Source organism: Mycobacterium simulans, assembly GCF_900232995.1.
Classification (GTDB): domain Bacteria; phylum Actinomycetota; class Actinomycetes; order Mycobacteriales; family Mycobacteriaceae; genus Mycobacterium; species Mycobacterium simulans.
Genome location: NZ_OCVX01000003.1, coordinates 481,286 through 506,322, shown reverse-complemented (window position 1 = coordinate 506,322; position 25,037 = coordinate 481,286). Strand labels below are relative to the sequence as shown.

Here is a 25,037-nt window from a genome sequence, read left to right as displayed (position 1 = left end):
CGCCATGGAGGTGGAACCGTTCATCGGCAGCGAGGCACTGGCGTCTGGGGCGCTGAGCCGGCATCAACTGAGGACGCGCTACCGTGCGGTCTTTCCGAACGTCTACCTATCCAAAGACGTCCAGCCATCATTGGGGCAGCGCAGCGTCGCGGCCTGGCTCTGGTCTAGCCGGCAGGGCGTCATCGCGGGCGCGGCGGCCGCCGCATTGCACGGCGCCAAGTGGATTCCCGACACTGTCCCGGTTGAGCTGATACATCCCACCACTCGCCCGCCACACGGTGTGTTGACCCGGCGCGACACACTTGGCGACCGCGAAACGCAGCTGGTGGACGGTCGCAGAGTGACCACGCCAGAACGCACCGCCTTCGATATCGGCCGGCGCGGTGCGATTCGCTCGGCGGTTGCGCGGCTTGACTCCTTGTCGCGTGCAACGGGTTACAAAATCGAAGACGTGCTGGACATAGCGAAGGGTCATCCAGGAGCACGCGGAGTGCGGCGACTGGAGACTGCTTTGGAGCTCGTCGATCCAGGCGCGCAATCGCCCCGCGAGAGTTATCTACGGCTGTTGCTCATCGATGCTGGCCTGCCACGGCCGCAGACCCAGATACCAGTGCTGGATATGGACGGGGTTCCGGTCGCTTACCTTGACTTGGGCTGGGAGGAATATCTGGTCGCCGTCGAATATGACGGCGACCACCATCGGGTCGACCGAGGTCAGTACGTCAGGGACATTCGGCGGTACGAGATGCTCGAGCGGATGGGCTGGATCATCGTCCGGGTTGTCGCCGAAGACCGCTCTGCGGGTGTTCTGCGGCGGGTGCGGGATGCGATCGCGGAATCGAGTGTGCGCTTGCGTCTTTGAGTGTGTACCGAGGGCGGAGAAATCGCGATTCGACCACCCTGGACGCACACCCGAAGCCAAGAACGCACACTCAGAACGTGCTCGTGGGCCGCACCTTGTTTGCCATGTCCACCAGGGTGTAGCGATGCCGCTGGGTGGGCGCGACCCGGGCGAGGCTGCGCAGCGAGGCCTCAACGCCCAGCCGCAGCCCATGCTTGGTGAAGGGAAACCCGAGGATGTGATTGGTGCTGGCCTCGTTGTCCGCCAGCCAGTCCATCGCGCCACCGAGCACCAGGGCGCGAATCTGCAGCACGCGCGGTTCGGTCGGCGGCAACGCCTCCACCCGACGGGCGGCGTCGCGGATCTGCTCTTCGGTGATTTCGTTCGTCGACCGGCCGGACAGCAAGGTCACCGCGCTGGTCAGTCGTGCGGTCGTGAAATGCCTTGACGTGGGCGGCACCTCATCGAGAGTCCGCACCGCCCCGGTCCGATTGCCTTCGGCCGACTGGGCTCGGGCCAATCCGAAAGCCGCCGAGATTACACCGTCGTTGGTCCGCCACACCGTCTGGTAGAACTTCTGCTCGTCGGTGGCGCCGGCCAATTCGGCGGTCGCCGCTAGCGCGAGCTTGGGCGCCAGTTCACCGGGGAACGTATCCAGCACCTCGGTGAAATGTTTTGTGGCAGAGTCGTAGTCGCCGGTGAGCAACTCTGCGACGGCGCGGTACCAGACCAGCCGCCATTGCCAGCCGACCCGCTCGTAAAGGTCGTCGAGCTTGCGAGTGGCCTTGCTTACATCGCCCAGGTCCAGCAAGGCCCGCACTTCCATGAGCGGCAGCTCTATCGACTCCGACAGGTCGAGGCCTTCGGCGTCCAGTGCGCCGTGACGGGCCGCGCGCAGCGAGTCCAGTGTCTGCACCGGCTGCGAAAGCACCGTCGCCTGCAGCACCGAAGCGGCGACGTCGGCTGGATCGACCAGCGGCACCTGCAGGGCGGTCACGATCTCCTTGGCGGTCAGCTTCTCGGAATGCACCTGCCCGTCCAAGTACACGTCGGTGTGGGCGACGGAGAGGTCCACGCCGAACGTCGAGCGGCTGGGGCTGAAGATCGTCGAGAGGCCAGGCCTCGGAATACCGGTGTCTTGGGCGACCACTTCCCGCAGCACACCCATCAACTGCGCGGACATCTCCTCGGCGCTGGCGAACCGTCGCCGCGGGTCGGGTTCGATGGCGCGGCGCAGCAACCGGCCGAAAGCGTCGTACGTCTTGAGCACCGGGTCGTCTTCGGGCAGCCCGTCGACATAGCGGCCGTTGCGGGTGCGCAGATTCAACGTGAGTGCCGCCAGCGTGCGTCCCACTGTGTAGATGTCGGTGGCCACGGTCGGACCGGTCCGTACGATCTCCGGTGCCTGGAAGCCGGGGGTGCCATAGAGATATCCGAACGAGTTGATCCGGGACACCGCGCCCAAATCGATCAGCTTGAGCTGCTCCTCGGTGAGCATGATGTTTTCCGGCTTCAGGTCGTTGTAGACCAGGCCGATGGAATGCAAGTAGCCCAGCGCGGGCAGGATTTCCAGCACGTACGCAATCGCCTCGGCAACGGGAAATGTCTCGGCTTTGCCTTCTTTGCGGCCCCGCTTGAGCGATTGCCCGCCGATGTACTCCATGACGATGTAGCCGACCGGATCGCCATGCTTGTCGGTGTGCTCGACAAAGTTGAAGATCTGCACGATCGACGGGTGCACCACCTCGGCCAGGAACTGCCGTTCGGCCATCGCGATCGCCTGCGCCTCCGCATCGCCCGAGTGCACCAGGCCCTTGAGCACAACCGGGCGATCGTTGACGTTGTGGTCGACCGCAAGGTAGACCCAGCCCAGCCCACCGTGCGCGATGCAGCCCTTGACTTCGTACTGGCCCGCGATGATGTCTCCGGGACTCAGCTGCGGCAGGAAGGAATACGGACTGCCGCAGTATGGGCACCAGCCCTCCGACGCCCCCTTGCCTTCCGGGCTCGACCGACCGACCGGTCGTCCGCAGTTCCAGCAGAACCGCTTGGACTCCGGGACCACCGGATTGGTCATCAGGGCCTTGAGCGGATCGATATCGCGCACCCGCGGGATTTCCACCAGGCCGCCGCCGAGCTTTCGGACCGGCTGGAGTACCCGGTGAGTCGCGGTGATCCGGTCCTGCGGCTGGGTATCTATGGTGCCGAACGAGATCGGGAAGTCGTCGTCTTCGTCGTCGAAATCGGGGCGGAAGAGGGCCTGGGTGGCCAGCGGCCGCTCCGATGACCCCGTGGTCTGCGTGTCCGCGGGTTGTGTGCCAGGACTTACGTCCTCGGAATCGGGCTTGCCCATCAGTCCACATACCTCGGCGTGGGGGGGAGGGGCGCCGGGCCAAGCACCGTTAGCCACTTGCGGTACAACGCGTTCCAGGTGCCGTCGGTGCGGATGCGTTCGAGCGTGCCGTTGACGAACCGAACCAACCCGGTGTTGTCCAGGTTGATCCCGATCCCGTAGGGCTGGGTGGCCATGTTCGGGCCGACGATGTGCAGGTAGGGGTCTTCTTCCACCAGCCCAGCCAGGATCGAGTCATCGGTGCTGACGGCGTCGATCTCCCGCTGCTGCATTGCCACCAAGCAGTCGGCCCAATTCACTACCGACACGATGATGGGTGGCGGTGCGATTTCCCGGATGCGGCGCAGCGAGGTGGTGCCCCTTGCCACACAGACTCGCTTACCAGAGAGGTCCGACACTTTTGCGATCGTCGAGTCCCGAGGGGCGAGGATGCGTTGGTTGGCGTCGAGGTAGACGGTGGAGAAATTCACCAGCTTGCGCCGCTCGCAGGTGATGGTCATGGTCTTGACGACGACATCGACCTGTGATTTCTGCAGCGCGGTAATGCGCTCGTCGGCCGACAGGATCCGGTACTCGACATGATTCGGGCTACCGAAGATGTCGCGCGCCACCTCGCCGGCGATGTCGACGTCGAAGCCGGTGATCTCGCCGGTGATCGGGTCGCGGAAGCTGAACAGGTTGCTGCCGATGTCGAGCCCGACGATCAACCGCCCCCGGTTGCGGATGTTGGCCACCGCTGCGTCGGCGTCGGCCTTGTTGGAGAAGGGACGGAGGCTAGCGGTGGGATTGCAGTCCTGGGTCGTGTTATCCGGGGGCAGTGGCGGCTGCAGCGGCATTACCTGCATCCCTACCGGCGTGGGCAGCGGCAGCGTCGGAGTCGCCTCGACCTTCAGCGGCTCGGAATGGCCGCAACCGGCCAACACTATCGCTACGACGAGCGGAGTGACTGCCCGCCGGACGACTCTGCTGGGCAGGCGCCGCATCACCGATACTCTTTCAGCCTCGGCCACAGGCCCAGGGCCACGGCAATAGCGGCACCCAGGCTGAGCACCACGCCGCCCACCTGCGCGCCGGCCAGTCCTCGATGCGCATTGAGGACGTCGTGGCGTAGGTGGTTGCGGCTTTGATCCATGGCTTTGGTGAGCGCTTCGTCGAGCTTGTCGAATGCCGGGGTGGAATCGTCTTCACCCTTGCCGAGCGCAACCTGGGTGGCTGCCCGATAGTTGCCGACCGAAATGTAGGAGTTGATCCGGTCGTTGGCCTGCTGCCAGCGGACCAGCAGCTGGTCGGCGCCCTGCAGGTCGGGTTTGTCTACGGCGTCGGGACGGGCCATGTAGGCCTCAAGTTGGTGGTGCATGGCGTCGATGCGCTGATAGAAGGATTGCTTACGGACTTCCTCGTCGCCGCGCCGGATCAGTGACAACGTCTCGTCGGCCCGCGCCTGCTGGGCGGTGATCGCCAGGTTGGTGACGGTCTTGAGCGACTCGGCCGCGGTATCTTTCGCACTGCGGCTGGCCGCTGTGGAGATTGTCAGCGCAGTTCCGACCCACACCACCATCACGAGAATACCGAGTGCGCCCACGACAAGGCCTGGGTTAATGCGCCTTCTGGTGCGCCGGGCTAGCCAGCGATGCGAGAACGCGCCGAAGGCGACCGTGGTGGCGACGACGAGGATCACCGGCGCTGGGATCTGGGTGGACGCGGTGGTTTCGGTGTCTACCCGCGCTGACGTCGCCTGGTACAGCTGTTGCGCGTCGGGCAGGATCGTCGACTGCATCAGCCCCGATGCCTCCGACAGGTATGACGATCCGACGGGATTACCCGCCCGGTTGTTGGTCCGCGCGATCTCGATCAGCCCGGTATAGACGGCCAGTTCGGCGTTGATCCGGCCCAGCAATTGCACCAACGGCTCATCGGTGAGGCCGCTGGCCGCCCGAGTCACGGCCACCGCGGCGTCGGTGATGGCCTGCTCGTAGCGCATCCGGACGCCGCGCGGTTCAGCCTGCGCGATGAACGCGGTGGCAGCCGCGGCATCGGCTACTGACAGCGTGGTGTAGAGCCGTCCCGCCGCGAATGACAGCGGCTCGGTGTGGTCGAGAACGGTAGTCAGCACTTGCTGGCGATGGTTGATCGTCGTCGAGGTGGCGAATGCGCTGGATACGCCCAGGGCCGCCAACACGATGCCGATGGTCAGGATGCGGCCGGGGGTCGTCGAGACGAACCACCAGCGGGGATGGGCCGGTTCGGCGGGCGAGCGCAATCCCAGCGGCTCGGTCGACGGGTGCGCCAGCTCAACCGTCACGTCTGCTTCGACCTCATCTTTCGGCCATCCTACGAACCTCTATAAGCGAATCTTAAGAGAATGTGCCGACAGATGTGTGGAGGCTGGGGCAATTGAGCAGGCCGGCGCCGAATTATCCTGTCTTCGTGCGGGGCGACGGCGACGGATGGGTGATCTCCGACAGCGGCGTCCACTACTGGGGCCGATATGGCTCCGCAGGCCTGCTGCTTCGGGCGCCCCGGGCCGACGGAACCCCCGCGGTGCTGCTGCAGCATCGAGCAGTGTGGAGCCATCAGGGTGGCACCTGGGGTCTGCCGGGTGGTGCTCGCGACAGCCATGAGACGCCCGAGCAGACCGCGGTTCGCGAAGCGAACGAAGAGGCTGGCCTGGACGCCGAGCTACTGACGGTGCGGGCGATAGTAGTGACTGCCTGCCCGGGCGGCACCTCCTGGACCTACACGACGGTCGTCGCCGATGCCAGCGAGTTGCTTGACACCGTGCCCAATCGGGAAAGCGCCGAGCTGCGCTGGGTCGGCGAGGACGAGGTGGCCGACCTGCCGTTGCATCCCGGCTTCGCCGCCAGCTGGCACCGGCTACGCACGGCTCCGGCGACCGTGCCGCTGGGTCACGCCGACGAACGGCGGCAGCGCCTGCCGCGGACCATGGAGATCGAGGCCGGAGTCTTCGTCTGGTGCATGCCCGGTGATGCGGATCACGCGCCGCTGAGTCCCCAAATCAGCTCGCTGCTGCAAGCGCTGACTTGAGCTGCGCGGCCGCCGCCTGTGGGTCGTCGGCGGCGGTGATTGCCCGCACCACCACGATCCGGCGGGCACCGGCCGCAAGGACTTCGGGCAGCCGTTGGGCGTCGATCCCGCCGATGGCGAACCATGGCTTGTCGCCGCCGAGTTGAGCCGCGGCGCGAACCAGGTCCAGGCCCGGCGCTGTGCGGCCCGGTTTGGTTGGCGTGGGCCAGCAAGGTCCGACGCAGAAATAATCGGCTTGCCCGGCTGCCGAGGCAGCTTGTTCAGTGTTGTGACTGGACAGCCCGATGACGACATCGGGGCCGACGATGTCGCGAGCTATCTCCAGGGGCAGGTCATGCTGGCCAAGGTGCAGCACGTCGGCGCCGGCGGCGCGGGCGATATCGGCGCGGTCGTTGACCGCGAACAGGGCGCCGTGCCGGCGGGCGGCGTCCGCCAGGATCTCGCAGGCGGCCAGCTCGTCGCCCGCCCCCAGCTGGCCGAACCGCCGCTCTCCGGCCAAACCATTGTCGCGCAGCTGGATGATGTCGACACCGCCGACCAGGGCCGCGTCGGCGAACTCGGCCAAGTCGCCACGCTCGCGACGGGCGTCGGTGCACAGGTACAGCCTTGCGGTGCAGAGACGGCTGGCAGGTTGGTGCACATCACTGACGTTATCCGGGTTAGCGCGCTAGCGTGGACGCTGAGAAACACACGGGAGTCCCGGGAGCGGGGCTGAGAGTGGGCACACATCCTGCCCTGACCGTCACACCTGATCCGGGTCATGCCGGCGAAGGGAGCGGACGATGTCGAATGCGCTGGCCGTCATAGGCGGCGGCATCATCGGGCTGTCGGTGGCGCGCCGAGCGGCCCAAGCCGGTTGGTCGGTGCGGGTGCACCGAAGCAACGAGCGGGGCGCGTCCTGGGTCGCGGGCGGCATGCTGGCACCGCACAGCGAAGCCTGGCCGGGTGAGGAACGGTTGTTGCGGCTGGGTCTGGAGTCGCTGCGGCTGTGGCGCGAGGGTGGCTATCTGGATGGTCTGCCACCGCAGGTGGTCACCGCACGTGAGTCGTTGGCGGTGGCCGTCGATGCGGCCGACGTAAACGACCTGCGTACCGTCGCGGATTGGTTGTCCGATCAGGGCCACCCGGTGGTCTGGGAGTCGGCTGCGCGCGATGTCGAACCCCTGCTGGCACAGGGCATTCGGCACGGCTTCCGGGCGCCCACCGAACTGGCTGTCGACAACCGCGCCGTGCTCGACGCGTTGAGCCTGGAGTGCGAACGGCTGGGCATTCAGTGGGCGGCGCAGGTGGCCGACCTGGCAGGGATCGAAGGCGACGCGGTGGTAATCGCCAACGGCATTGACGCGCCAGCGTTGTGGCCCGGCCTACCGGTGCGCCCGGTGAAAGGCGAAGTGCTGCGGCTGCGCTGGCGGAAGGGGTGTATGCCGTTGCTGCAGCGGGTCATTCGAGCCCGGGTGCATGGACGGCAGGTGTACCTGGTGCCGCGATCCGACGGCGTGGTCGTCGGCGCCACCCAGTACGAACATGGCCGCGACACTACGCCCGTCGTATCGGGAGTCCGTGACCTGCTCGACGATGCGTGCGCAGTGGTGCCGGCGCTGGGTGAGTACGAACTGGCCGAGTGCGCCGCCGGGCTGCGCCCGATGACACCCGATAACCTGCCGTTTGTGCAGCGCCTGGACGCACGGACGTTGGTGGCCGCGGGCCACGGCCGATCGGGTTTTCTGTTGGCGCCGTGGACCGCCGAACAGATCGTGTCCGAACTCGTTCCGGTGGGAGTGCACTCATGATCGTGGTTGTCAATGACAAACGGATCGAGGTCGACGAGCGGACCACCGTAGCCGCCCTGCTGGCGTCGCTGGGTTTCCCGGACCGGGGTGTCGCGGTGGCACTGGACGCGGCGGTGCTCCCGCGATCTAATTGGGCGACAAAGCTTTCCGAAGGTGCACAACTCGAGGTAGTAACGGCGGTGCAGGGTGGTTGATTCCAAACTAACAATCGGCGACCGCAGCTTCGCGTCACGGCTCATCATGGGCACCGGGGGAGCGACCAATCTGGCGGTACTGGAGGGGGCGCTGATAGCGTCAGGTACCGAGCTGACCACTGTCGCGATACGCCGGGTAGACGCCGAGGGTGGAACCGGACTGCTCGACCTGCTCAACCGGCTCGGCATTACGCCGCTGCCCAACACCGCGGGCTGCCGCAGTGCCGCCGAGGCCGTGCTGACAGCGCAATTGGCCCGGGAGGCGCTGAACACCAACTGGGTCAAGCTCGAGGTGATTGCCGACGAACGCACGCTGCTGCCCGACGGCGTCGAATTAGTTCGGGCCGCAGAGCAATTGGTGGACGACGGGTTTGTGGTCCTGCCGTACACCAACGACGACCCGGCGCTGGCCCGTCGACTGGAGGACACCGGGTGCGCGGCCGTGATGCCGCTCGGGGCACCGATCGGCACCGGTCTTGGCATTACCAATCCACACAATATCGAGATGATCGTCGCTCGCGCCGGCGTTCCCGTGGTGCTCGATGCGGGTATCGGTACCGCGAGTGACGCCGCGCTGGCGATGGAATTGGGTTGTGACGCCGTACTGTTGGCCACTGCGGTGACCCGAGCCGCCGACCCGCCGGCGATGGCCGCCGCGATGGCCGCCGCCGTCACCGCCGGCTATCTGGCGCGTCGGGCCGGGCGGATCCCGAAACGCTTCTGGGCACAGGCGTCTAGCCCGGCGTTATGACCAAACGTTATGTCGCGCTGGGCAGTTCGATGGCCGCCGGTCCGGGTATCAAGCCTCACGCGGCGGGAGCGCCTTGGCGGGCAGGCCGATCCGCCCGCAACTACCCACATCTGGTCGCCGAACGGCTGAACCTTGATCTGGTTGACGTCACCTATTCTGGCGCGACCACCGCGCATGTGCTCGCCGATCACCAGCATGGCGCGCCGCCCCAAATCACCGCTCTGGACGGCTCGGAGGACTTGGTCACGGTCACCATCGGGGGCAATGACGTCGGCTACATACCGCTGCTCATGGCCGCGTCGTTGCCGCTCATTGCACGGCGGGTGCCGGTGCTCGGGGGGCGCATGCGTGAATTGTTGGACCGCGACGCACGGGATGGCGCGCTGGCCGAGGCTTTTGATGCGTTGTGCGCGGTGGGCAAGACGCTACGAGAACGCGCACCACAAGCCCGAGTGCTTTTCGTCGACTACCTCACGGTGCTGCCGCCGGCGGGTGCGCCGGCTCCGCCACTGTCCGAGGTGGATGCCGCGCTGGGGCGCCACGTTGCCGGCACACTCGAACGGCTCACGGCTGACGCCGCTGCGGCGACCGGGTGTGGGCTCGTGTGCGCCGGTGCCGCCAGCCGCGACCATCACGCATGGTCGGATGCGCCTTGGACAGTGAAGCTGACGAAATTCGGTGTGCCACTACCGGGTCGGCCGGCACCGCTGCATCCCAACGACGCCGGGATGCGCGCGGTGGCGGAGCTTGTTTTAAAGGCGCTTTAAAGGCGTTGTAGCCTTCAAGTCGATCTGGCGTGAATCCTGGGTTCTGAGCGTGAACTGTGGGCGCGAAAACCGGCCGGATCCGGCCCTGGATACACGCTGAAAGCCCTGAGCTCACACTCGATCTCGAGGACTACGAGTGACTTCAGCCGTTAGTACGCCACCACTGGTAGAGCGCGGGGACGTCGGTGTTGGATGCGCGGATGTAGCTGAGGACGTTCTTAGCGTCGGTGGTCCAGATGATCTCGGCGGCACCCTGATAGGTCCCGCACGCCACCTGTCCGGCGGTGGAACCGGCGCTGCCCTGGTGCCAGGTGGTCGGTGATTGGCCGCTGTCGCCGCATGCGGTCAGGGTTTCGTCCTTGATGCTGGCTTTGAATGAGCCGTTCATGTCGTCGGCGTTGGCGAAGAGGATGTACTTGGCTTGAACTGGTCCGGCTGAGTCCGGGCTCTGTCCGCACGAAAGCGCGGCGAGTTCACCAGCGCTGATTGACTGTGCGGTGCAATTGTTGAGGCCGTAGCCCTTCGACAGCGACGCGGCGAGTGTGTTGACATCCGACGAGTTGCCGGTGGGGTCCGCGATTGCGGTGGCTGTACCTAGGCAGGCAAAGCTGCCCATTAGCGCTGCAGCCGTCGCGGCTCGCAACGCGTTGGTGAGGTGAGACATCCTTACTCCTTACGGTTGTCGGACCGACGGTGCAGCAGCGCTGACATCCAGGAGTCTATTTCTGTCATTCGCCAGAAAACTAGAGCTACTTACTAATAAAGGTGCTACAGCGCTATTTGTCGGATATGCAACATATTCCGCTAGAAATTGTCTGTCTATGCAGCAATGCGTCTTTAATGGGCCGCTAGGCGTCGGCGCATCATAGACGTGGTGATCGCGTAAGTGATGGTTAACATGCACAAGTGCGATTTTCCGGTTGGTGATGCCGTCGCGACGCCGCTCCGGTATGGTAAGCACCGCTTCACGCCAGCTAACTTCATTTGACTGGAGAATCCATGACACAACCACCACCTCCCGGTTACCCGCCGCAGCAGCCGCCCGCCGGCCAACAACCTGACAATTACTTGGTCTGGTCAATTCTGGTGACGTTGTTCTGCTGCCTTCCCCTTGGCATCGTTGCGATTGTCAAGTCCACCCAGGTCAACGGGTTGTGGGCGCAGGGTCGTTATGCGGAAGCTCAGGCTTCGGCCGATTCCGCCAAGAAGTTCGTGATCTGGTCGGCCGTCGCAGGCGTGATCGTATTCGTCATCTACGGCATTTTGTTGGCGGTGGGTGCCCTCAACGCCGGGACTGAGAGCGCGGCGATGATGCTCACCACGATGTACTAAGCCTGGGTGAGCTGATGGTGACCCGCCAAGGGTCGGCGCCGCTGAGTTTGGGTGCGCCACTGCTGGTGGCCGCGTCCACGACATTGGTATGCGCCGCCATCTGGGTGGGTGATCCGACAACCCCGAACGGCCCACTGCCGGTATGTCCCACCAAGGCTCTGCTGGGAATCGATTGCCCTGGGTGTGGCAGCCTTCGAATGCTGTACAGCCTTATGCACGGCAACCTTTTGGCGGCTGTCAGGTTTAACGCTCTTGGCCTGGCGGCGGTGGCGCTGTTGGTGTGGGCCTACCTGGCTTGGACCTATGGGCGTTTGGTAGGCCGACGAATCGGGAGTTGGCAGCATCGCCGCTGGGCGGCAGTAGTGGCCCTGGCGCTGGTGCTGGCTTGGTTTGTGGTGCGCAACATCCCCGTTGCGCCATTCACCACGCTGTTTGTCTGAATTTGGTCGCTGTGATGCGAAAGCCGCATTCGCTTGTGCGGATGCGGCTTTCGCTACTTCAGGAGCCCGCTTCTAATCTGAGCTAGTCTGAGCGCGATGGTGCACAAATCAAAGATGTTCCCGGCGGTGCTTGCCGTGGCCGTGGTCGTTGCGTTCCTGGCAACGGGGTGTGTTCATTGGCGGACTCAGTCGAAGCCGGCTTCCAGCAACCCCGCCGCGGCTGAGTTCGCCATGACGTTGCGCAATAAGGTGAGCGCAGACGCGATGATGGCGCACTTGTCGAAGCTTCAAGACATCGCCAACGCGAACAACGGGACCCGGGCGGTTGGCACTCCCGGCTATGAAGCCAGTGTGGACTATGTGGTAAACACATTGCGCAACAATGGTTTTGACGTCCAAACCCCTGAGTTTTCGGCCCGCGTGTTTCACGCCGAAAAGGGTTCGGTGGCCGTTGGCGGTCTGACTGCCGAGGCGCGCGCCCTGGAGTACAGCCTCGGTACCCCGCCGGACGGCGTGACCGGGCAGTTGGTGGTCGCACCCGCCGACGACAGCCCGGGCTGCACGCCCAGCGACTACGACAATCTGCCAGTGCAAGGCGCGGTGGTGCTGGTTGATCGTGGCAACTGCCAGTTCGCTCAGAAAGAGGATGCTGCGGCGCAGCGCGGTGTCGCGGCGTTGATCATCGCCGACAATGTCGACGAGCAATCGATGGGCGGCACGCTGGGGGCAAACACCGACGTCAAGATCCCGGTGGTCAGTGTCACCAAGTCTGTCGGTATTCAGCTCCGGGGCAAGTCCGGACCAACCACCATCAAGCTCACGGCGAGCACCCAGAGTTTCAAGGCCCGCAACGTGATCGCGCAAACCAAGACGGGGTCACCCACAGACGTGGTGATGGCGGGCGCACATTTGGACAGTGTTCCAGAAGGACCGGGCATCAACGACAATGGCTCCGGGGTGGCCGCGATTCTGGAAACCGCAGTGCAGCTGGGTAACTCACCGCACGTGCGTAACGCGGTGCGGTTCGGCTTCTGGGGCGCCGAGGAACTCGGGCTAATCGGTTCGCGCAACTACGTCGAGTCGCTGAATCTCGACGCTCTCAAGAACATCGCCCTGTATCTGAACTTCGACATGCTGGCATCGCCAAATCCCGGCTACTTCACCTATGACGGTGATCAGTCGTTGCCAATGGATGCGCGCGGCCAACCGGTGGTGCCCGAAGGCTCCGCCGGCATCGAACGCACGCTGGCCGCCTATCTGAAGATGGCCGGCAAGACCCCGCAGGACACGTCGTTCGACGGTCGTTCCGATTACGACGGGTTCACCCTGGCGGGAATCCCGTCGGGTGGGCTGTTCTCCGGCGCGGAGGTCAAAATGACCGACGAGCAGGCCAAGCTGTGGGGCGGGACCGCGGATCAGCCGTTCGATCCGAACTATCACCAGAAGGGCGACACCCTCGAACACATCGACCGCACCTCGCTGGCCATCCAAGGAAGCGGCGTCGCCTACGCGGTTGGCCTGTACGCGCAGGACCTGAGTGGCCGCAATGGTGTTCCGATCATGGAGGACCGCACCCGCCACGTGCTCACCAAACCATGACGCCCGCCATGGTTCGGGGGCTGGGGGCGGCGCTGCTGACCTGCCTGTTGGTGGGATGCTCAACGACGCATCAGCCGGCACCGCCGGCAGCGGCGCCGGACTTCGGCCGAACGCTCTCGGTAAAGGTGACCGCGGACGGCATGTTCACACATCTGCGTGCGCTGCAGGCGATCGCCAACGGCAACAAGGGGAATCGGGCCGACGGCACGCCTGGCTACGACGCCACCGTTGAGTACGTGGCGAAAGCGCTGCGCAGCAGGGGATTTGATGTGACGACGCAGGAGTTCGAACGGCTGTACCCGGGGTCGCCGGGTAAGCCGACGCTGACGGTCGCCGGACGCGGCTATTCCGTTGACCAGGCGTCGCTGCTGGTCCGAACACCTCCCGGGGGCCTGACGGGCCAGGTGGTCCGGCCCGCACGGCCAGCCGGATGCACTGCGGGCGATTACCAGTCCGTGCTACCAACGGGTGCCATAGCGGTCGTCGATGACACCCGCTGCTCGGTGGTCGACAAACAGAACAGCGCGGTTGCCAAGGGCGCGGCGGCGCTGATCGTGGTCAGCCAGGCCAGCAATCAGGGAGCCCCACCCACGTTGTTCAACCCTGGCTACTACAACCAGCTGACCGTGCCGGTCGCGGTGGTCGGCGCCAACGCGGCAGCCGCGCTGGGGCGCGCTACCGCGCCGGTGCGCCTGGTGCTGGACGCCGAGAACGTCAAGATCACATCGCGAAACGTGCTGGCGCAGACCAAGACCGGCGCCCCCCATGAGGTGATTACGGTGGGCGCGCATCTCGCCAGCCCACGTGAGAGCCCCGGCATCAACGACGGCGGGTCCGGCGTGGCCGCGGTGCTGGAAACGGCTCTGCAGTTGGGTCCGTTGCCGCCGGTGGCCAATGCGGTGCGGTTCGCGTTCTGGGGAGGCCAGGAGAACGGGCTCAACGGTTCCATGGACTACGTGTTCGGCCTGGACAACAAACAGCTCAACGACATCGCGCTGTACCTGAACTTCGACATGCTCGGGTCGGCGAACGCGGGCTTTTTCACCGACGACGGCGACCAATCCGGTCCGGCCGGACCGGGTGTGGCTGCTGCGGACGTGCCGGAAGGTTCGGCCGGCATCGAGCGCACCCTGGCCGGCTATTTGAACCTGGCCGGCAAGCGCCCCGCCGACATGCCGCTGAACTCCAGGGTCGCCTACCATCCCTTTCTCGTCGCCGGTGTGCCGATCGGGGGCCTGACCACCGGCGCTTCGCAACCGAAAACCGTTGTGCAGGCGCGGCTCTGGGGCGGTCAGACTGGCGTTTGGTTCGACCCCAACTACCAGAGCGTTCGTGACACCATCGAAAACATCAACCGGGAAGCATTGGCCGTAATGGGCTCAGGAGTGGCGTTCGCGGTGGGCAGCTACGCGGAGTCAATCGGAGGCGCCAACGGCGTCACACCCCATGACAAGCGCCATCGCACCCGGGTGTCGTAGCCCGGGGGTACCGGGACTAACGCTCTGGCGTCGCGATTAGCCTGAACTGCATATTGTTGACGTCAGTGAGCGACTGGATGTCGACTTGCCGAAGCCGATCGCTCAAGTTCGTCTTGCGCAAGCTGGTTATCAGACCCGGAGCCGCCCAGCCATCAGCCAAGTCCACTCCAAAACCGGCGTCAGGCTCGGAATCGAATACAGGCACGACGATAACGGTTGGCTCGCTGGGAATCTCGTTGTACACCGCTGACGAAATCACCAGCACGGTAACGCCGGTGTCCGTTCGCCAAATGTCGCCCCGGCGTGGGGGTGGGTTCAACGATTAGCCAGCATGCCGAGGTTGCGATCGGCCCAAGCCTCGCTGAAAGCAGCAGCCTCCGGGTGTGCTCGCATCCACTGGTCATGCTCCGCGCAGCGCCGCCTCATGTCGTTTATGTCGAGCAAGCCCGCGCTCCACGAGTCCATCGACAGTTTGTCCAGGCCGCTATAGCGCTTGAGGACTTGGTACGCGCTGTCAAAAAGGCGCAACGCAATCATCCTGGCCATCGCTCGATGCTAGCAAGCGAGCTGGTTGAAGGGCGGTAGAGCCACGGGGCTTCGCCGACGGCGCTCTCAGTAGGGGTACGTTGTGCGGCAGGAAACTAGGGGAGGTGAATCGATGGCTGGCGCCCAATCGTCGGACCTGCGATTCGACGTGCCCCTTTACACACTCGCCGAGGCTTCCAAGTATCTGGTGGTTCCGCGCCCAACGTTGACGACCTGGACGGATGGGTACGAACGACGGCCTGCCACCGGGCCGACGGTCAAGACCTAACCGATTATCACGGCGTTTCCCTAGCCGACCCGTGGATACCCCCATGCATTGGCATCCCAAGATCTGTTCACCGACGGCGCCGAAGTGCTATGGCGATTCGCCCAAGAGTCCGGGGAAGGAAGCCCGGACGAGGACGTGGTCAAGGGGCTGATCGTCCCGAGATCCGGCCAGTACGTGTTCAAGGAGATCGTTGAGCATTACCTCAAGCAGATCAGTTTTGCCGACGACAAATTCGCCTCAGTTATCCGATTGCCTCAGTACGGTGACGCAAATGTCGTACTGGATCCTCGCCGCGGGTACGGGCAGCCGGTGTTCGATGTCAGCGGTGCCCGGGTGGCTGACGCGTTAGGGCCGTTGCGTGCCGGCGCCAGTTTCCAAGCGGTGGCCGACGACTATGGCGTGACGGAGTCCTAACTGCTCGACGCACTTGACGCCATTGCGGCCTGATCCGCGCCTCATAGTGGGTCTCGATCACATCTTTGTCGACAGGACGCCTGGGGGGGCGGTACAAGTTCCCCAACTCCTGCGGGCTGCTGGGTTCGCCCTAACAACGATGCGGGAGCATTACGGCGAGCAGCGAGCCCAAGGCGTCAGTGATCATGAGTGGATCGCCTTGACAGCCGAACGTGGCTGGATCGGCTTCCATAAGGACGACAATATTCGGAGAAACCAACTCGAGCGCCAGACGGTACTGGACATCGGTGCCCGATTATTCTGCGTGCCTCGAGTTGACCTGCTGGCAGAAGATGCCGCGGCACGGTTCATCACCAATGTGGCCGCGATTTCACGTGCCGCGCGATCGCCGGGCCATTCATCCATACCGTCTAGACGGGCAAGATCACGCGACAGCATTAGCGCTATCCCGGCCGGTTCTCGTCATGTGAGTAGGTCGACGATCTTTATGGTCTCAACGCTGACCGTGGTCACCCTCTTAATGAGGTCGACGATGTAGGCCGGCTTCTTGTGTCGTCGCGCCAATCATTGGGGTCGTTGACGATTCCCGACGATCGCCGAATGATCTTTCTTGGAGCGCCATTTCATCTTCTGTACGCGCCAGGTTTCTCGGTCGGCCGGATCTACGCCCGGTTTCAGTTGCACCTCAAGGGGGTACGGCTCGACGGACTCGTAGTTGACATGCAACTCGGCGAGTTTGCGGCCGGCTTCAGCGAGCCGGTCAAATCGCTCCCGTGTTTCGGGAGTTGGGATGTGCGGCAGCATCTTCTTCAGGTCGTGCTGGCCGATTGCATCGCGGTAGAGCTTGTGGATGCCGTTGGTCACGTTGTCGAGGCGGCGGTAGCCGTGTTCGTCAATGCCGGTGTCGTTGGTGGATGCGAAATCTAGTGTGCTGCCGTATGATTCGGACTTCTCGTAGGTCCGCTGCCGCCATTCTCGGCGGCCGTGCGCTCGGCGACTTTCAGCGCTGTGAACGTCTTGCCGGTACCGCATGCCATGATTAGCTTGCCGCGCTCGTTGCCGAGACGATAACCGCGGAACACCGCGTCGATCGCCTGTTGTTGGTGCGGTCGTGGCGCGTGCCGTGTCGCCTGAGCCAAGTTTCGGCCATGCCGATGCGCTGCACCGGGATCAGCTGATCGGCCAGCGCGTCCTCCGCGTTCTTACCCCAGCGATCCGTGGTCGAGATGATCACTCGGTTGGTGAAGCCCGTCTTGCCCGACGCGGTGAAGAATGAGTCGATATCGGCCTTGGAGAGCATGTGCGTCGGCTCGTAGAACTTGCACTGAACTGCGGTGTAGTTTCCGGTGTCGCGCTCGCGGGCCACCAGGTCGATGCCGGTGTCGGGCTTGCCTTGCCGTCCCGGCCAATCGATCCAGCGCCACACCGCGTCGCAATGCTGCGACATCATCGGGTCAGCTCGAAGTAGCGCACCATCAACTTCTAGAACTTCGTTCCCCGTTCCGAGTTCGACGGAGCCTTCCGGAAACGCCTCGATGACCTCGTGTACCGACCCGATGCCGCACGACGATACTGCGCAGCTCCGACATCGCGGCAGCTTCGTTTGGGTACTGATGGCAAATCAACCGATCTAAGATGGGATTCCTTATAGTGCAGGCCGGTTGGGACGGGGTTGGTCAAATGAAGTTGCGGTGTGGTCGCTCTCGCAGGCTGATCGCGTCGGTGCGGGCCGCTATCGCCTGCCTGGGGGCGATACTGGTGGTGGCCGGCTGCACGACGGTAGTTGGAGGTCGCGCGCTGTCGATCCTCAACGACCCATTTCGGGTGGGGGGACTGCCCGCGACCAATGGTCCCAGCGGCGCTCGCCCGAACGCACCCGCGGCGACGGGCACGGTGATCAACACCAACAACGGAGCGATCGACAAGCTGTCGTTGCTCTCGATCAACGACATCGAGCAGTACTGGAGAGCCAACTACACCGACCCGCTGAAGGGAACGTTCAAACCCGTCGACAAGCTCGTCTCCTACGACTCCAACGATCCGAACAGTCCAATCGTCTGCCACAACGAGACATACGAGCTCGTCAACGCATTTTTCACCTCGCGCTGCAATCTGATCGCCTGGGACCGTGGGGTGTTCATGGCGATAGCGCAAAAGTACTTCGGCGACATGTCCGTGAATGGCGTCCTGGCACACGAGTTCGGACACGCTCTGCAGAGCATGGCGAAATTGGTGACCAGAAGAGACCCAACGATCGTCCGTGAGCAGCAGGCGGACTGTTTCGCAGGGGTCTACCTGTATTGGGTGGCCGACGGTAAGTCACCGCGCTTCACGCTGAGCACCGCCGACGGGCTCGACCATGTGATCGCCGGGATCATCACGACCCGCGACCCGGTTATGGACGCCGATACGGAAAACGACGACGAACATGGGTCGGCGTTGGATCGGGTCAGCGCGTTCCAGATGGGTTTCATCAACGGCACCCCGGCGTGCGCGGCAATCAACAAGGCCGAGATCGAGCAGCGCCGCGGTGACCTGCCGAAGACCCTGCGGGTCGATGACTACGGGGATCCGGAGACCGGTGAAGTCCCGATCAACGAAGACACCCTGTCGACGTTGATGGAGCTCATGGGCAAGATCTTCGCGCCCAAGAACCCGCCGACGCTGTCCTACAAGGCGACCGGTTGCCCCGATGCGAAGCCCAGCCCACCGGCGTCCTACTGCCCAGCCACCAACACCATCGTGGTCGACCTGCCCGGACTGGCCACGATGGGCAAGGTTGCCAGCGAAAAGGAACACAGCCTGCCGCAGGGTGACGACACCGCCCTGTCGATCGTGATGTCGCGGTACGCGCTAGCGGTGCAGCATGAACGGGGCCTCGCGATGCAGAGCCCGTGGACCGCGCTGCGGACGGCATGCCTGACTGGTGTTGCGCACCGCAAGATGGCCGAGCCGATTGATCTGCCCTCCGGCAAGCAACTCATCCTGACCGCCGGTGACCTCGACGAAGCCGTGGCCGGGCTGCTCACAAATCACATGGTGGCCAGTGACGCCGACGGTGTCAGCGTGCCTGCCGGATTCACCCGCATCGCTGCGTTCCGTGGCGGCGTGGGCGGCGATATGGACGGCTGCTACGCGCGCTATCCGGTATAGGTGACTTCCTGCTTCTTGTTCTGGTCGTTATGCACCCAGATCACCAGGAAGCCGGTGATCAACACCCACCCGGCGGCAACGGTCGGGATCGCCCAGGCGCGACGCACCAACAGTGCGGTGTCGCACTGCGACGCGAGGGCGTCGCTGTTGGCCTGGTGAGCCTGGGTGAGGTCGGAGCTGAAGCCGTTGCCACACGTGATCTTGACGCCGTACGAATCGAATTGATTCAGGTAGACCGGAAGGTAGAGGGCGAACAACCCGACCACCCCGAGTAGCAGGCCGGCGATACCTAGGTACAACTGACGACGACTCACAACTTCCCCATGCTACCTATGTAATTCACGATTCGGTTCTTGCGCTCATGTCATGCATACGTCGGAGAACAGCAGTACTGGCCACGACGCGATCGACCCCAAAAACGACACCGCCAGATCGGCCCCATGGAGCCGATGCAAATGCTCGGTGTGCGTCATCGACCAGACCGTTCCTACCAGCAGATATGGTGTCCCGACGATCAGTCCGAGGACTATCAGTTGGCCGACGGTGACCTGGACGTTCAGCACTTGGCGAACTCTCTCCAGCATGTCGGTTCCTCCGAAAGCACCTCGGACAATTCCCCTAAACCAGGATTATGTTAATGCAGATTCTGCAAAGGCGATACAGTTGGGCGGTGTCCACCGGTGCCAGCGCCATTCGGAGGCGGCCAAAAGACCGCAAGGCACAAATAGCCCGCGCGTCCGCCGAGGCGTTCAGCGCGCACGGCTATCACGCCGTCAGCATGGAAACCATCGCGGCCAAGGTCGGGGTCTCGGCGCCCGCGCTGTACCGGCACTACGCAGGCAAGTACGACCTGTTCCGGGGCGCGGTGCTGGCCTTGAGTCAGCAACTTGTCGACTGCACGGACTTAAAACCGGGCCCAGCAGGGGACCCAGAACCAGGTCCGGACCCGGCCGCGATGCTGGACCGGCTCGTTGCGGCGCTCATCGACGCTACTCTGGACAACCGCGATTCCGGCGGTCTGTACCGCTGGCAGGCGCGCTATCTGCGCGCTGAGGACCAGTCCACACTGACCGGTCAACTGCGCCTAGTGAATCGTCGGATTCAGAAGCCGCTCATCGTGATTCGGCCGTCATTGACTTCCGCGCAGCGGTGGATGCTGTCGGCCGGGGTGCTGAGTGTGATCGGCAGTATCGTGGATCACCGCGCACGGCTGCCGGCCGACGAGATCCGTGCGCTGCTGGCCGCGGCGGCCGCGGCGATCTTATCCGCGGAGCTTCCGCAACCAGGGGATGTCTTTCCTCGGCCAGCGTCCTGGCGGATCTTCGCCGAGGATGCTGGTGTCTACGAAGCGTTGCTGTACGCGGCGATGGCGTTGTTCAAAGACCGGGGCTATACGGAAACCAGCATGGCGCAGATCGCCGCGGCCGCCGGCATACCGGTGTCGGGGATCTATCGTTACTTCTCCGGCAAGTGCGAGATTCTGGCAACCGGATTGCGCCGGGCGACCGACCGAGTCTCCGGGCAGCTGTCGCCGATCTTCGGCGCTATCACCGACCCACGGCAGGCATTGCTGCTCTTGATCGAGGCCTATGTAGCAACGTCGTTCGCCAACCCAGAGCTGGTCGCGGTCTACTACACCGAGCGGGTCAACCTGACGCCCGCCGACCAGATGTTGCTGCACAACGTGCAGCTGTCGACAGTCGACTCTTGGGTGCGGCTGCTGACGGCTTCGCGACCGGCGCTCACCCCGATGCAGGCGCGATTCTTGGTGCAGGCCGCTATGGCACTGGTGGTCGATCTAGGGCGGATGGCGAGCCCGGACGATACGGCTTATGCGCAGGCGTGTGTGCGAAAGCTGATGGAGGTCACGTTGTTTGGTCCGGGAGCTGACCCCCCAGCAGGCCCAGTGTCGCCGCGACCGCCAAAGCGCCTACGTCGAGGGTCTTCGAGCCCAAGTCGTGTCGCGCGCCGGTGATTTCGACGATCTCGGTCGGCGCGGGGATTAGCGCCGCGGCGGCCCGCAGCTCCGCGATCGTGCCGAACGGATCCGACGTGCCGTGGGTGAACACGGTAGGCACCGCGATGTCGGGCAGGTGCTCGGTGCGGGTTCGCTCCGGTTTGCCCGGTGGGTGGACCGGATAGGAGAACAACGTCAGTGCGTTGACTGGCGCTTGCTTGGCGGCGGCCACCACCATGGACGTTTGCCGACCACCGTAGGAATGCCCGCCGGCGATCAGCGGACCATCGGCAAGGCCGCGGCACAACGCGATCGCTTCGGCGATCCCTTCGCGGTCCGTGGCTGCCGAGCCCGACGGCGGACCCTTGGGCCGGCGTCGGCGGTAGGGGAGGTTATACCTGACCGCCAGCCAGCCGCGCCGCGACCATTCCTCGCAAACCCGTTGCAACAGTGCGGATTCCCGGTTGCCGCCGGCGCCGTGGGTCAATACGACTACCCCGTTTGGAGTGCCCTCGGGCTCGTGTGCGACACCCGCTATCTCGTTGAGGTTCATGTGAGCCTGAAAAAGGGAGATACGGGGCCATGGCCCCCGCCCAGCGGATAGGCGGCGCGCAGGCATTCGGTAACCCACTCCTTGCCGAAGGTGACCGCGTCCGGCACCGTGAGGCCGTGGGTGAGTGCACAGGCGATCGCGGCGGCCAGTGTGTCACCACCGCCGTGGTCGTTGCCGGTGGACAGCCGCGGTGTGTCGAACTCGTAGCAGGAGGTGCCATCGTAGAGCAGGTCGCAGCTGGTGTCCGAGGAGCGCAGGTGTCCACCCTTGACCAGTACCCACCGCGGACCCAGCGCGTGGAGGGCCTTGGCGGCTGAGCGCTGCGTGTCGGCGTCGGTGACCTCGATATCGACCAGTAGGCGCACCTCGTCGAGATTAGGTGTTACCAGCGTGGCCAACGGAAACAGTTGAGTGCGAAGCGAATCCAGGGCCGACGCTGCCAGCAGCGCGTCTCCGTGCATCGACGCGCACACCGGGTCGACCACGAGCGGAACTGACAGTTCAAGGCGGCGCCAGGCGTCGGCCACCGCGGCGATGATGGCCGACGACGCCAACATCCCGGTCTTGACGGCCTGCACGCCGATGTCGGTGACGACGGCTTCGATCTGGCCGGCCACCACATCGCCAGGAATCTCGTGAAAGCTCTTGACGCCCAACGTGTTTTGCACGGTAACCGCGGTCACTGCCACGCATGCGTGCACGCCCAACAAGGCCATGGTGCGCATATCGGCCTGGATGCCGGCGCCGCCCCCGGAGTCCGATCCGGCGATGGTCAGCACCCGCGGCGGCGTCGCGCCGGGCGGCGGTATCGGCAGGTAGCTCACTGCGTGATCGGGAGATACACCCGGTTGCCGTGCTCGGCGAACTCTCGTGACTTCTCGGCCATGCCCTCGCTCAAGGCAGCCTCGATCGCTTCCTCGCTGTCCAGCCCGTGCGCGGCCGCGTAGTCGCGGACATCCTGCGTGATTCGCATCGAGCAGAACTTCGGCCCGCACATCGAGCAGAAGTGCGCGGTCTTGGCCGGTTCGGCCGGTAGCGTCTCGTCGTGGAATTCCCGTGCGGTGTCGGGATCCAGCGACAGGGCAAACTGGTCGTTCCAGCGGAACTCGAACCGCGCCGTGCTCAGTGCGTCGTCACGCTCCTGCGCGCGGGGATGACCCTTGGCCAGATCCGCCGAGTGCGCGGCGATTTTGTAGGCGATCACGCCGTCCTTAACGTCCTTGCGGTCCGGCAGCCCGAGGTGCTCCTTCGGGGTGACATAGCACAGCATCGCGGTGCCGGCCTGGGCGATGATGGCAGCGCCGATCGCCGACGTGATGTGGTCGTAGGCCGGCGCGATGTCGGTGGCCAGCGGGCCCAGCGTGTAGAACGGGGCCTCCTCGCACAGCTCCTCTTCGAGCCGCACGTTTTCCACGATCTTGTGCATCGGGATATGCCCGGGACCCTCGATCATCACCTGTGCGCCATGGGCTTTCGCGATCTTGGTTAGCTCGCCCAGGGTGCGCAGTTCGGCGAACTGCGCGGCGTCGTTGGCGTCGGCGATCGACCCCGGACGCAGCCCGTCGCCCAGTGAGAAGGTGACGTCGTAGCGCGCGAAGATGTCGCAGAGCTCGGCAAAGTTGGTGTACAGGAACGACTCTCGATGATGTGCCAGGCACCAGGCGGCCATGATCGAGCCACCGCGGGAGACGATGCCGGTGACCCGCTTGGCTGTCAACGGCACGTAGCGCAACAGCACGCCGGCGTGCACCGTCATGTAGTCCACGCCCTGCTCGCACTGCTCAATCACGGTGTCGCGGTAGATCTCCCAGGTCAGTTCGGTCGGATCGCCTTTGACCTTCTCCAGCGCCTGATAGATCGGCACCGTGCCGACCGGCACCGGCGAATTGCGCAGGATCCATTCACGGGTTTCGTGAATGTTCTTGCCGGTGGACAGATCCATGATGGTGTCCGCGCCCCAGCGGGTGGCCCACACCATCTTGTCGACCTCCTCGGCGATCGACGAGGTGACCGCCGAGTTGCCGATGTTCGCATTGACCTTCACCGCGAACGCCTTGCCGATGATCATCGGTTCGCTCTCGGGATGGTTGTGGTTGGCCGGGATCACCGCGCGCCCACGGGCAACCTCGTCGCGCACCAATTCGACGGGCATGTCCTCGCGGGCGGCGATGAACGCCATCTCCGCGGTGATCTCACCGGCACGTGCGCGCTGTAGTTGGGTGCCGCGGTCTCGGACCACTCCGGGCCGGGGCGGCAGACCGGCCGGCAGGTCGATCACCGCGTCCGGGTCGGTGTAAGGCCCCGAAGTGTCGTACAGGTCGAAGTGATCGCCGGTGGATAGGTGGACCCGTCGGAACGGGACCCGCGCGTCTGGAAAGCCATCAACCGAGCGGTACACCTTGCTGCTGCCGGCAATGGGGCCGGTGGTCACAGACGGCTCGACGGTAACGGTCATCTTTCATCTCCCTACGCCGGCATTACCCGGTCAGGTTCGTACGGTCGACGGCCCCAGCCGTCCTCTCAGCGCACTCGGCGTGCGCTCCCGCGTGGTTAGTTATGCCGCCTCTCACGCTAGCGCAGCGCGGCAAGGGTGTGCAGCTGTGTCTTGGGGTCAGCCGTTGGGGCCGGGTGTGCCAGGGGCGCCGAGAAGCAGCCCGCGGCTGCCGCCGGCGCCGCCGTTGCCGATCAGCCCAAGGGCGTTCCCGCCCGCCCCGCCGCTGCCACCTGGACCGCCGCCGGCGGCTAAACACGATTTGGGTGGGGGCGTTGATCGCGTCCAGCACTGCCTGCTGGACATTGGCGGCCTCAGCGCTGGCATACGATCCGGCACCGGCGTTCAAGGTCAGCACCAGCTGCTCATGAAACGCCGAGGCCTTCGCACTCAGCAGCTGATAGGACTGGGCATGCGCGCCGAACAGCGCCGCGACGGCCGTCGATACCTCATCGGCGCCCGCGGTCAGCACACTCGTCGTCGAGCCTGCCGCGGCGGTGTTGGCCGCGCTGATCGCCGAACCGATGCTCGCCAGATCCGTTGCCGCCGCCGCCAGCATCTCCGGCGCCGCAATCACGTACGACATGGGTCACCTCATCGGTGTTTGTTACAGGCTCTGTTGGGCACTGTCTCGCAGAGGTGTTTGGATAGTCGTGGAATGCGCTGGTCTGGCGCTACGCAGCGGAGGTGTGCGGGCGCGGCCCGACGTCTTGGTGTCAGCCGTGCGAGCCGGGTGCGCCGGAGGCGCCGAGCAGCTGACCACGAACGCCGCCGTCGCCGCCGGCCCCGCCGGCACCGGTCGGCGTGCCGGACCCACCGGCACCGCCGGCCCCGCCGAGACCGCCGTTGCCGATCAGGACGGCGTCACCGCCGTCACCGCCGCGACCGCCGGTGCCACCATTGAAGCCCGGGAGGAGGGTGTTCCCGCCACGTCCGCCGGTCCCGCCCGCCCCGCCGTCACCGTAAAGCAGCCCGCCACGGCCGCCGTTGCCGCCGTCGGCCCCGCCGGCTCCCCCGACGCCGCCGTCACCGCCGGCGCCGCCGACCCCACCGTTGCCGATCATC

The 25,037-nt window shown here is 64.8% G+C and carries 24 protein-coding genes, 7 pseudogenes and 2 riboswitches; of the genes and pseudogenes, 15 read left to right on the top strand and 16 right to left on the bottom strand.

The window, feature by feature from the left end:
• Nucleotides 1–4: 4 nt before the first annotated feature.
• Complete coding sequence (locus MSIMFI_RS03125) at nucleotides 5–862, top strand: hypothetical protein (protein WP_191496086.1); 858 nt, start codon at nucleotides 5–7, stop codon at nucleotides 860–862.
• A 70-nt stretch (nucleotides 863–932) separates the two neighbouring features.
• Here MSIMFI_RS03125 and MSIMFI_RS03120 read toward each other — a convergent pair whose 3' ends face one another.
• From MSIMFI_RS03120 to glnX, 3 genes are read right to left on the bottom strand one after another with little or no spacing between them, the layout of a single operon-like run.
• A complete protein-coding gene (locus MSIMFI_RS03120; RefSeq protein ID WP_191496085.1) occupies nucleotides 933–3,194 on the bottom strand; it encodes a serine/threonine-protein kinase PknG in 2,262 nt (753 codons plus the stop codon).
• The gene (locus MSIMFI_RS03115; RefSeq protein ID WP_191496084.1) at nucleotides 3,194–4,177 is read right to left on the bottom strand and encodes a glutamate ABC transporter substrate-binding protein; all 984 of its coding nucleotides are present in this window, start codon (nucleotides 4,175–4,177) and stop codon (nucleotides 3,194–3,196) included. The genes MSIMFI_RS03120 and MSIMFI_RS03115 overlap by 1 nt, the downstream gene beginning before the upstream one ends.
• Nucleotides 4,177–5,496 (bottom strand): protein kinase G-activating protein GlnX, encoded by a 1,320-nt coding sequence (gene glnX / locus MSIMFI_RS03110; RefSeq protein WP_191496083.1) that lies wholly within the window; start codon nucleotides 5,494–5,496, stop codon nucleotides 4,177–4,179. The genes MSIMFI_RS03115 and glnX overlap by 1 nt, the downstream gene beginning before the upstream one ends.
• A gap of 125 nt (nucleotides 5,497–5,621) precedes the next feature.
• Here glnX and MSIMFI_RS03105 point away from each other — a divergent pair, with 125 nt between their 5' ends.
• Nucleotides 5,622–6,239, top strand: coding sequence for an NUDIX hydrolase (locus MSIMFI_RS03105; RefSeq protein ID WP_191496082.1), 618 nt, complete (start codon nucleotides 5,622–5,624; stop codon nucleotides 6,237–6,239).
• Here the strand turns inward: MSIMFI_RS03105 and thiE are convergent.
• Nucleotides 6,211–6,879, bottom strand: coding sequence for a thiamine phosphate synthase (thiE, locus tag MSIMFI_RS03100; protein ID WP_191496081.1), 669 nt, complete (start codon nucleotides 6,877–6,879; stop codon nucleotides 6,211–6,213). The two genes, MSIMFI_RS03105 and thiE, sit on opposite strands and share 29 nt — an antisense overlap.
• A gap of 40 nt (nucleotides 6,880–6,919) precedes the next feature.
• A riboswitch (TPP riboswitch) is annotated at nucleotides 6,920–7,031 on the top strand.
• On the opposite strand from thiE, the gene thiO reads away from it, so the two are divergent.
• The 4 genes from thiO (at nucleotide 7,022) to MSIMFI_RS03080 (ending at nucleotide 9,741) form a co-directional block, all read left to right on the top strand.
• The gene (gene thiO / locus MSIMFI_RS03095) at nucleotides 7,022–8,029 is read left to right on the top strand and encodes a glycine oxidase ThiO (RefSeq protein WP_191496080.1); all 1,008 of its coding nucleotides are present in this window, start codon (nucleotides 7,022–7,024) and stop codon (nucleotides 8,027–8,029) included. (Overlaps the previous riboswitch by 10 nt.)
• Complete coding sequence (thiS, locus tag MSIMFI_RS03090) at nucleotides 8,026–8,223, top strand: sulfur carrier protein ThiS (protein ID WP_191496079.1); 198 nt, start codon at nucleotides 8,026–8,028, stop codon at nucleotides 8,221–8,223. The genes thiO and thiS overlap by 4 nt, the downstream gene beginning before the upstream one ends.
• On the top strand, nucleotides 8,216–8,974 hold the full coding sequence (gene thiG / locus MSIMFI_RS03085) for a thiazole synthase (protein WP_191496078.1): 759 nt from the start codon (nucleotides 8,216–8,218) through the stop codon (nucleotides 8,972–8,974). The genes thiS and thiG overlap by 8 nt, the downstream gene beginning before the upstream one ends.
• Nucleotides 8,971–9,741 (top strand): SGNH/GDSL hydrolase family protein, encoded by a 771-nt coding sequence (locus MSIMFI_RS03080; RefSeq protein WP_224770048.1) that lies wholly within the window; start codon nucleotides 8,971–8,973, stop codon nucleotides 9,739–9,741. The genes thiG and MSIMFI_RS03080 overlap by 4 nt, the downstream gene beginning before the upstream one ends.
• 142 nt (nucleotides 9,742–9,883) lie before the next feature.
• Here MSIMFI_RS03080 and MSIMFI_RS03075 read toward each other — a convergent pair whose 3' ends face one another.
• On the bottom strand, nucleotides 9,884–10,405 hold the full coding sequence (locus MSIMFI_RS03075; protein WP_191496077.1) for a serine/threonine protein kinase: 522 nt from the start codon (nucleotides 10,403–10,405) through the stop codon (nucleotides 9,884–9,886).
• A 335-nt stretch (nucleotides 10,406–10,740) separates the two neighbouring features.
• On the opposite strand from MSIMFI_RS03075, the gene MSIMFI_RS03070 reads away from it, so the two are divergent.
• From MSIMFI_RS03070 to MSIMFI_RS03055, 4 genes are all read left to right on the top strand, one after another.
• Entirely contained in the window at nucleotides 10,741–11,073 is a 333-nt protein-coding gene (locus MSIMFI_RS03070; protein ID WP_191496076.1) for a CD225/dispanin family protein, read from the top strand.
• Between the two features lie 14 nt (nucleotides 11,074–11,087).
• The gene (locus tag MSIMFI_RS03065; protein ID WP_186241439.1) at nucleotides 11,088–11,513 is read left to right on the top strand and encodes a DUF2752 domain-containing protein; all 426 of its coding nucleotides are present in this window, start codon (nucleotides 11,088–11,090) and stop codon (nucleotides 11,511–11,513) included.
• A gap of 96 nt (nucleotides 11,514–11,609) precedes the next feature.
• Nucleotides 11,610–13,112: a M28 family metallopeptidase gene (locus tag MSIMFI_RS03060; protein ID WP_191496075.1), complete on the top strand. Its 1,503-nt coding sequence runs from the start codon at nucleotides 11,610–11,612 to the stop codon at nucleotides 13,110–13,112.
• Nucleotides 13,109–14,590, top strand: a complete 1,482-nt coding sequence (locus MSIMFI_RS03055; protein WP_396819347.1) for a M28 family peptidase — start codon at nucleotides 13,109–13,111, stop codon at nucleotides 14,588–14,590. Before MSIMFI_RS03060 ends, MSIMFI_RS03055 begins: the two co-directional genes overlap by 4 nt.
• 315 nt (nucleotides 14,591–14,905) lie before the next feature.
• On the opposite strand, the gene MSIMFI_RS03050 is transcribed toward MSIMFI_RS03055, so the two are convergent.
• On the bottom strand, nucleotides 14,906–15,136 hold the full coding sequence (locus MSIMFI_RS03050; protein ID WP_191496073.1) for a hypothetical protein: 231 nt from the start codon (nucleotides 15,134–15,136) through the stop codon (nucleotides 14,906–14,908).
• A 112-nt stretch (nucleotides 15,137–15,248) separates the two neighbouring features.
• Here MSIMFI_RS03050 and MSIMFI_RS29530 point away from each other — a divergent pair.
• The 3 pseudogenes from MSIMFI_RS29530 to MSIMFI_RS03040 all read left to right on the top strand — a co-directional run.
• Nucleotides 15,249–15,401, top strand: a pseudogene (locus tag MSIMFI_RS29530) (DUF433 domain-containing protein); the annotation flags it as partial.
• A gap of 42 nt (nucleotides 15,402–15,443) precedes the next feature.
• Nucleotides 15,444–15,818, top strand: a pseudogene (locus tag MSIMFI_RS03045) (Rv2018 family toxin-antitoxin system antitoxin); the annotation flags it as partial.
• A 22-nt stretch (nucleotides 15,819–15,840) separates the two neighbouring features.
• Nucleotides 15,841–16,212: pseudogene (locus MSIMFI_RS03040) on the top strand (Rv2019 family toxin-antitoxin system toxin ribonuclease); the annotation flags it as partial.
• A 68-nt stretch (nucleotides 16,213–16,280) separates the two neighbouring features.
• Here the strand turns inward: MSIMFI_RS03040 and MSIMFI_RS29950 are convergent.
• The 3 genes and pseudogenes from MSIMFI_RS29950 to MSIMFI_RS29520 all read right to left on the bottom strand — a co-directional run.
• Nucleotides 16,281–16,414: pseudogene (locus tag MSIMFI_RS29950) on the bottom strand (type ISP restriction/modification enzyme); the annotation flags it as partial.
• Entirely contained in the window at nucleotides 16,383–16,622 is a 240-nt protein-coding gene (locus MSIMFI_RS29525) for a type ISP restriction/modification enzyme (RefSeq protein WP_396820131.1), read from the bottom strand. The gene MSIMFI_RS29525 and the pseudogene MSIMFI_RS29950, both read right to left, overlap by 32 nt.
• A gap of 158 nt (nucleotides 16,623–16,780) precedes the next feature.
• Nucleotides 16,781–17,376, bottom strand: a pseudogene (locus MSIMFI_RS29520) (restriction endonuclease); the annotation flags it as partial.
• 122 nt (nucleotides 17,377–17,498) lie between these two features.
• Between MSIMFI_RS29520 and MSIMFI_RS03025 the strand changes: the two are divergent.
• Nucleotides 17,499–18,971, top strand: coding sequence for a peptidase (locus MSIMFI_RS03025; protein ID WP_396819346.1), 1,473 nt, complete (start codon nucleotides 17,499–17,501; stop codon nucleotides 18,969–18,971).
• Here the strand turns inward: MSIMFI_RS03025 and MSIMFI_RS03020 are convergent.
• Together MSIMFI_RS03020 and MSIMFI_RS03015 are read right to left on the bottom strand one after the other, a co-directional pair.
• Nucleotides 18,959–19,285: a hypothetical protein gene (locus MSIMFI_RS03020; RefSeq protein ID WP_186241444.1), complete on the bottom strand. Its 327-nt coding sequence runs from the start codon at nucleotides 19,283–19,285 to the stop codon at nucleotides 18,959–18,961. The two genes, MSIMFI_RS03025 and MSIMFI_RS03020, sit on opposite strands and share 13 nt — an antisense overlap.
• Nucleotides 19,286–19,330: 45 nt before the next feature.
• Nucleotides 19,331–19,555 carry a hypothetical protein gene (locus tag MSIMFI_RS03015; RefSeq protein WP_191496070.1) on the bottom strand — a complete coding sequence of 75 codons (225 nt, stop codon included), beginning with the start codon at nucleotides 19,553–19,555 and terminating at the stop codon, nucleotides 19,331–19,333.
• A gap of 107 nt (nucleotides 19,556–19,662) precedes the next feature.
• On the opposite strand from MSIMFI_RS03015, the gene MSIMFI_RS03010 reads away from it, so the two are divergent.
• The gene (locus MSIMFI_RS03010; protein ID WP_224770225.1) at nucleotides 19,663–20,946 is read left to right on the top strand and encodes a TetR/AcrR family transcriptional regulator; all 1,284 of its coding nucleotides are present in this window, start codon (nucleotides 19,663–19,665) and stop codon (nucleotides 20,944–20,946) included.
• Here the strand turns inward: MSIMFI_RS03010 and MSIMFI_RS03005 are convergent.
• The 5 genes and pseudogenes from MSIMFI_RS03005 to MSIMFI_RS27725 form a co-directional block, all read right to left on the bottom strand.
• On the bottom strand, nucleotides 20,837–21,481 hold the full coding sequence (locus MSIMFI_RS03005) for an alpha/beta hydrolase family protein (protein WP_191496068.1): 645 nt from the start codon (nucleotides 21,479–21,481) through the stop codon (nucleotides 20,837–20,839). The two genes, MSIMFI_RS03010 and MSIMFI_RS03005, sit on opposite strands and share 110 nt — an antisense overlap.
• Nucleotides 21,478–22,305: a bifunctional hydroxymethylpyrimidine kinase/phosphomethylpyrimidine kinase gene (gene thiD / locus MSIMFI_RS03000; protein WP_191496067.1), complete on the bottom strand. Its 828-nt coding sequence runs from the start codon at nucleotides 22,303–22,305 to the stop codon at nucleotides 21,478–21,480. The genes MSIMFI_RS03005 and thiD overlap by 4 nt, the downstream gene beginning before the upstream one ends.
• Nucleotides 22,302–23,936 (bottom strand): phosphomethylpyrimidine synthase ThiC, encoded by a 1,635-nt coding sequence (thiC, locus tag MSIMFI_RS02995; RefSeq protein WP_191496066.1) that lies wholly within the window; start codon nucleotides 23,934–23,936, stop codon nucleotides 22,302–22,304. The genes thiD and thiC overlap by 4 nt, the downstream gene beginning before the upstream one ends.
• Nucleotides 23,927–24,037, bottom strand: a riboswitch (TPP riboswitch). It overlaps the preceding gene by 10 nt.
• A 58-nt stretch (nucleotides 24,038–24,095) precedes the next feature.
• A pseudogene (locus MSIMFI_RS02990) lies at nucleotides 24,096–24,558 on the bottom strand (PE family protein); the annotation flags it as partial.
• Between the two features lie 130 nt (nucleotides 24,559–24,688).
• Nucleotides 24,689–25,037, bottom strand: a pseudogene (locus MSIMFI_RS27725) (PE family protein); the annotation flags it as partial.